Genomic DNA, 533 nt, shown 5'->3' with positions numbered 1-533 from the left:
CATAGATCGCCACCGCCAGGTTCATCGCCGGGCCAGTCGCGCGCATCATCGCAACGGCGAGCGGCAGCACCACGCCCGAAGTGGCCACCGGTACATCCATCTCTTCCGAACTGCGCAACATCGCGGGCAGGCTGGCGAGCGAGGATTGCGTGCTGAGCGCGACCGCCAGCACCGGCAGCGAGGCGCGGATGAACCGCCCAAGCGCCATGCGGCCGCCCCAGATGGCGACGGGCACCGCAAACAGGCTGACCACGATCCCGACCGAGGACACCGTCACGATATAGTGGAACAGTGCGCCGACCGCTGCCGTCCCGGTCTTGGCGGCCACCGTCAGGGCGAGGGCGAACACACCGATCGGCGCGATCCAGATGATCCAGCCGATCATCACCAGCATCGCATCGCGGATCGCGGAAAAGAAGGTCAGCAACGCGGTACGGCCCGTGGCATCGATCCGGGTGAGCGCAAAGGCGAAGATCAACGCGAACAGAATCAGCGACAGGAAGCCGCCATTGGCGGCGGCGGCGATGACGTTA

The 533-nt window shown here is 66.2% G+C and carries 1 protein-coding gene; it reads right to left on the bottom strand.

Translation table 11 applies throughout. The annotated features are described in order from the left end of the window. On the bottom strand, positions 1–533 hold a 533-nt coding region (locus AACY52_RS29910), incomplete at both ends, for a cation:dicarboxylate symporter family transporter (RefSeq protein ID WP_339561317.1).

This window comes from Pseudomonas sp. EA_65y_Pfl1_P113, assembly GCF_963970525.1.
In the GTDB taxonomy this organism is placed as follows: domain Bacteria; phylum Pseudomonadota; class Gammaproteobacteria; order Pseudomonadales; family Pseudomonadaceae; genus Aquipseudomonas; species Aquipseudomonas tritici.
Note: the sequence above shows the minus strand (reverse complement) of the source record. Positions and strands in the feature narration are given on the sequence as shown.